Origin of the sequence: Thermosynechococcus sp. OHK43 (assembly GCF_014466085.1) — a bacterium.
Taxonomy (GTDB): domain Bacteria; phylum Cyanobacteriota; class Cyanobacteriia; order Thermosynechococcales; family Thermosynechococcaceae; genus Thermosynechococcus.
Genome location: NZ_JACOMP010000235.1, coordinates 1 through 4,293, shown reverse-complemented (window position 1 = coordinate 4,293; position 4,293 = coordinate 1). Strand labels below are relative to the sequence as shown.

Genomic DNA, 4,293 nt, shown 5'->3' with positions numbered 1-4,293 from the left:
GGGCAACACCGAGTCGAGTTTCCAAATTCTGGCGATCGGTTTCCAGTTGAGGATTGCGATCGTTGCGGATAAAGCCAATTTTCGTTCCTGCTTTCAGGAGCTCGCCGGGGCGCAGCGGTTGCAGGGTTAATGTACCAGGAATTCTGGCATAGAGCGTAATCACTGTGCCATTGAGGTAGCCGACGCGGCGGACCACATTCCGGTGTCGCCACCAGAGGAGATACACAGCTAGGCCAATCAGGGTGATGCCAAGACCTATACGAACGATACGAAAAATGCGGCGTCGTTCGTTAGTGGGTGGGGGTTTGGTGGCAACTGAACTGGAAGATAAGGTATTCATATTCGCTCTCTCCACTTTCACAACTCAGCCAACTCAGCCATCTAATCAACGGCAAGCCCGTGCTCCTTTGCCCCGTTTTTGGCCCGTTGAGAATTGTCTCTACAGGCCACAGGATTTCATCAATAAAATCCTCCCCTGCAACCTAGGTCAGAGCCGTCATTGCCTGACCCGTGGACGTTATATTTATGGCGGTAATATCCCTTCCCTATTCAATCGTAGAAGTCTAGTCGTCGCCTCAGTACAACCGTAAACTACACCCGAAAGGGAAGGGCGAGGATCAGGAACGAGATGCGCGCTTTGATATGGTAGTCATCAAGCAGTTGAGGAATATCATCAAGCAGTTGAGGAATAGAGTTGGCGGTAAACTTCCATGAGGGCGATCGCCACCGATGCCGAGAGGTTCAGACTGCGGACAGCAGGCTGCCACATGGGAATTTTGAGGAAGGCATCGCAGCTGGCTAAAACATCAGCAGGAATACCATCGGGTTCACTGCCGAAGACCAGCCAATCGCTCTCAGTGAAGGTGAAGTCCCAGTAAATCTGCTGGGCGGCAGGTTCAAAGGCAATTAAGCGGCCGTGGCGGTGGGCTGTTTTCAGAAATGTTGCCCAGTCGGGGTGGCAATACAAGGTGACGTAGGGCCAATAGTCTAGACCGGCGCGCTTGAGGTAGCGATCGCTGAGTTCAAACCCTAAGGGTTCAATCAGGTGCAGCGGTGTCTGGGTGGCAGCACAGGTGCGGGCAATATTACCGGTATTGGGGGGAATTTGGGGATGGACAAGCACCACAGCAGGCATGGCATTGAGCAAGTGGCAACTAGAGACTTAATCCGTCGTTGCCCGACCACCGGGGGTTAAGCCCCGCCGTCCCTCTTCGCGGGCATAGGTTAAAAAGCGCTGCAGATGCTCTAAATGCTCAGAAGGGGGTAGGGCTGCCAATTGGGCGATCGCCTGGGCAAGGGGCAACTCCCGGCGATAAAGAATGCGAAAGGCTTCCTTGAGGTCGCGCATTTCTGCCTCTGTAACACCTGCCCGCCGCAGTCCCACCTGATTGAGAGCACGAACCCGTGCCGGATGACCTTCCACCAGCATATAGGGAGGCACATCCCGATCCACCCGTGCCATGGCTCCCACCATCGCCAAGCGACCAATATGGACAAACTGGTGAATACCCACCATACCCCCAATGCGCGCCTTTGATTCAATGCAAACATGGCCAGCGATCGAGGCGGCATTCGTAATCACCACCTGATCCTCAATCACGCAATCATGGGCTACATGAACATAGGCCAGGAGTAGATTGTGGTTACCAATAATTGTGGCATCCCCTTCACCATTGGCGCGGTTAATGGTCACGAACTCGCGAATCGTGTTGTAATCACCAATGCGCAGGGCACTATTGGCACCCGTATATTTTTGATCCTGAGAGGCAGTGCCGATGATCGCTCCCGGAAAGATACGATTGCCTACCCCCACCTCCGTTGGCCCTTCAATAATCACATGGGCACCAATTTCCGTATGGGCGCCGACGCGCACCTGTTCACCAATCACAGCATAAGGACCGACTCGAACTGTGGGATGCAGTTCAGCACTGGGATGAATGACAGCAGTAGGATGGATCAGTGTTTGCATCATTGATTGTGACTAGTCCACCAGCGAGAACATCATCTCGCCCTCACAGACCAATTGACCGTTCACCTCAGCCCGTCCTTGCATTTTGCCGATGCGCTGTTGTTTGACAACAAGAAGCTCTGCCCGCAGAATCAACTGATCTCCGGGGACGACTGGACGGCGAAAGCGCACCTTATCAATGCCCGCAAACACAGAAAGTTTATCCTTTGCCCAGTTCATCTGCATCAGCACAACCCCGCCCACTTGGGCAAGGGCTTCCACAATGAGCACCCCCGGCATGATGGGGCGACCCGGAAAGTGCCCTTGAAAAAAGGGTTCGTTGATTGTGACGTTTTTCAGCCCCACAGCATACTTTTCTGGCACGTAGTCAATGATCCGATCCACCAGCAAAAAGGGGTAGCGGTGGGGGAGCAACTGCTGTAGCTCAGTGACCGTCAGCACAGTGGTTGGTGGGGAATCAGTCAACGTTGGCATAGGGATCGGTGTCGGCTGCAAATTAAAGATATAACCAAATCATAGGGGAGAATGGCTGCCCCTAAACCCTCTGGTGGGCGATCGCCCGGGCCAATTGGGTATGCAGATGATGACTGGCGCGATAGGCCACATAATGGGCGATCGGGGGTGTCCCAAGGAGGGCTAAATCTCCCCAGAGATCGAGTAACTTGTGGCGAACAGGTTCATCGGCAAAGCGTAACGGCGGGTTGATCCAACCACTGGCACTGCACACAAGGGCATTCTCTAAACTGCCCCCTTGAATCAGACCTTGGCTGCGCAGATAGTCCACTTGTTCAGCAAAACCAAAGGTGCGAGCGGGAGCGACCTCCGCTGCTAGTTCTGAGGGCGTAAAACTACACCACTGCCGACCAATCGCCCCATAGGAAAAGTCAATGCCATAGGTGAGGCGCAGCTCAGGAGCAGGAATAGCACTGACAAAGGCGTCTCCTTCGTAAATGGTGACAGGTTCCTTTAAGATGACTGCTGGCCGAGGGGCCTCCTGAGGGACAACACCTACCCTCTGAATGCCTTCTAGCCAAGGTTGTGCCGAGCCATCGAGCACGGGCACCTCAGGACCTGTGATCTGAATCGTGACATTATCAATGCCGGCGATCGCCAGCGCCGCCAATAGATGTTCAACTGTACGCACACTAGCGCCCTTGGCCACCAACTCCGTTGCCAACTGAGTGGACTTCACAGCCTCAATCTGAGCAGGAATGACGGGCTGCCCCTCCAAATCAAGGCGTACAAACTGGCGTCCGGTATTGGCGGATGCCGGCTGAAGGGTGAGCGCAACCCACTGGCCTGAATGCAAGCCCACCCCTGACCATTGGGCAGTGCCAGCAAGGGTCTGTTGAGTTGTTGCCGCCAATGCTGTCGGTCCAGAGGCTGCGCTCATCGATCTTTCTCCTAGAAGCGTTCACCAATACCAAAGCTGAAGACACTACGCCCTTCATTATTCCAGCCAAAGTCAATGCGGATATTCCCCAAAGGCGTATTTACCCGCAGCCCTGCTCCATAACCTAAACCCTCTCCCGGCTTGCCGCGCACAATCCCCGGCTGGCCGGGTACGCTGCTTTGGGTACCGAGCAAACTGGCGCCATCAACAAACAGCGCCCCACCCACAATATTGAAAATGGGAAAGCGATACTCCACGGTCCCCTGCACAAAGGCACGTCCAGAACCGATCGCCCCCTCTTCCCAACCGCGCACCGAGTTAGCACCCCCTAAGGTAAAGGATTCATAGGGGGGCAAATCGCCAAAAATGTTCCCCGCTTGAATATTGAAGGCAAAGGTTTGCGGCCCCTCAATGCGCAGAAACTTCACTGGGATATAGAAGCTATAGCTACCCCGCACCCGACTCATCAAGATGCTACCCGCACCAATGGGAAGCGACTGATCCACACCTAGGCGGATCACTTGGCCACTGGTGGGACGCAGGGGATCATTGCGCAAGTCCCGCAGAATCGCCGCTTGTACCGTAAACAGATCATTGAAGCCACGACAGACGCCGTTGTCTGGAAAGGTTAAACAGTTGCCTAAGGCATCGGTATTAAAGCGAGTAAAACCGCCGTCTAGGGATGTGACGCGTTGATATTGCAAGCCAAGGGAACCGGTCCAAGCGGTACGCACCTGATCGCGATTCTTGGTAAAGGGACGGGTAAAAAAGACCGCAGTACCCAAGCGGTTAATCCGCGGAGAATCCCCATTGGCCAAACGAACATCAATTGGGCCATTACTGAAGGTATAGGGAACCGTCAGGCGGTTGAAGGCACTGACTGTGTAGGAGGTGCGGTAGGGATCCCCTTTAATCCACGGATCGGTGAAGC

General features: G+C 54.4%; 5 protein-coding genes and 1 pseudogene. All 6 read right to left on the bottom strand.

All coding sequences use genetic code 11. From position 1 onward, the window contains the following. Positions 1-340: pseudogene (locus H8Q75_RS09970) on the bottom strand (HlyD family secretion protein); the annotation flags it as partial. A gap of 333 nt (positions 341-673) precedes the next feature. Further along, positions 674-1,135, bottom strand: a complete 462-nt coding sequence (locus tag H8Q75_RS09965; protein WP_041429098.1) for a tRNA (cytidine(34)-2'-O)-methyltransferase — start codon at positions 1,133-1,135, stop codon at positions 674-676. A 27-nt stretch (positions 1,136-1,162) separates the two neighbouring features. After that, positions 1,163-1,969: an acyl-ACP--UDP-N-acetylglucosamine O-acyltransferase gene (gene lpxA, locus H8Q75_RS09960; RefSeq protein ID WP_365971049.1), complete on the bottom strand. Its 807-nt coding sequence runs from the start codon at positions 1,967-1,969 to the stop codon at positions 1,163-1,165. A 12-nt stretch (positions 1,970-1,981) separates the two neighbouring features. Further along, a complete protein-coding gene (fabZ, locus tag H8Q75_RS09955; protein WP_011057628.1) occupies positions 1,982-2,443 on the bottom strand; it encodes a 3-hydroxyacyl-ACP dehydratase FabZ in 462 nt (153 codons plus the stop codon). A 61-nt stretch (positions 2,444-2,504) separates the two neighbouring features. Continuing rightward, positions 2,505-3,362: a UDP-3-O-acyl-N-acetylglucosamine deacetylase gene (gene lpxC, locus H8Q75_RS09950; RefSeq protein ID WP_024124831.1), complete on the bottom strand. Its 858-nt coding sequence runs from the start codon at positions 3,360-3,362 to the stop codon at positions 2,505-2,507. Between the two features lie 11 nt (positions 3,363-3,373). After that, on the bottom strand, positions 3,374-4,293 hold a 920-nt coding region (locus tag H8Q75_RS09945), incomplete at its 5' end, for a BamA/TamA family outer membrane protein (RefSeq protein WP_297041389.1).

Bases quoted from the DNA above. Each gene is read 5' to 3' on its own strand.
- H8Q75_RS09965 (WP_041429098.1), bottom strand. From the start codon at position 1,135: ATGCCTGCTGTGGTGCTTGTCCATCCCCAAATTCCCCCCAATACCGGT.
- lpxA (WP_365971049.1), bottom strand. From the start codon at position 1,969: ATGCAAACACTGATCCATCCTACTGCTGTCATTCATCCCAGTGCTGAA.
- fabZ (WP_011057628.1), bottom strand. From the start codon at position 2,443: ATGCCAACGTTGACTGATTCCCCACCAACCACTGTGCTGACGGTCACT.
- lpxC (WP_024124831.1), bottom strand. From the start codon at position 3,362: ATGAGCGCAGCCTCTGGACCGACAGCATTGGCGGCAACAACTCAACAG.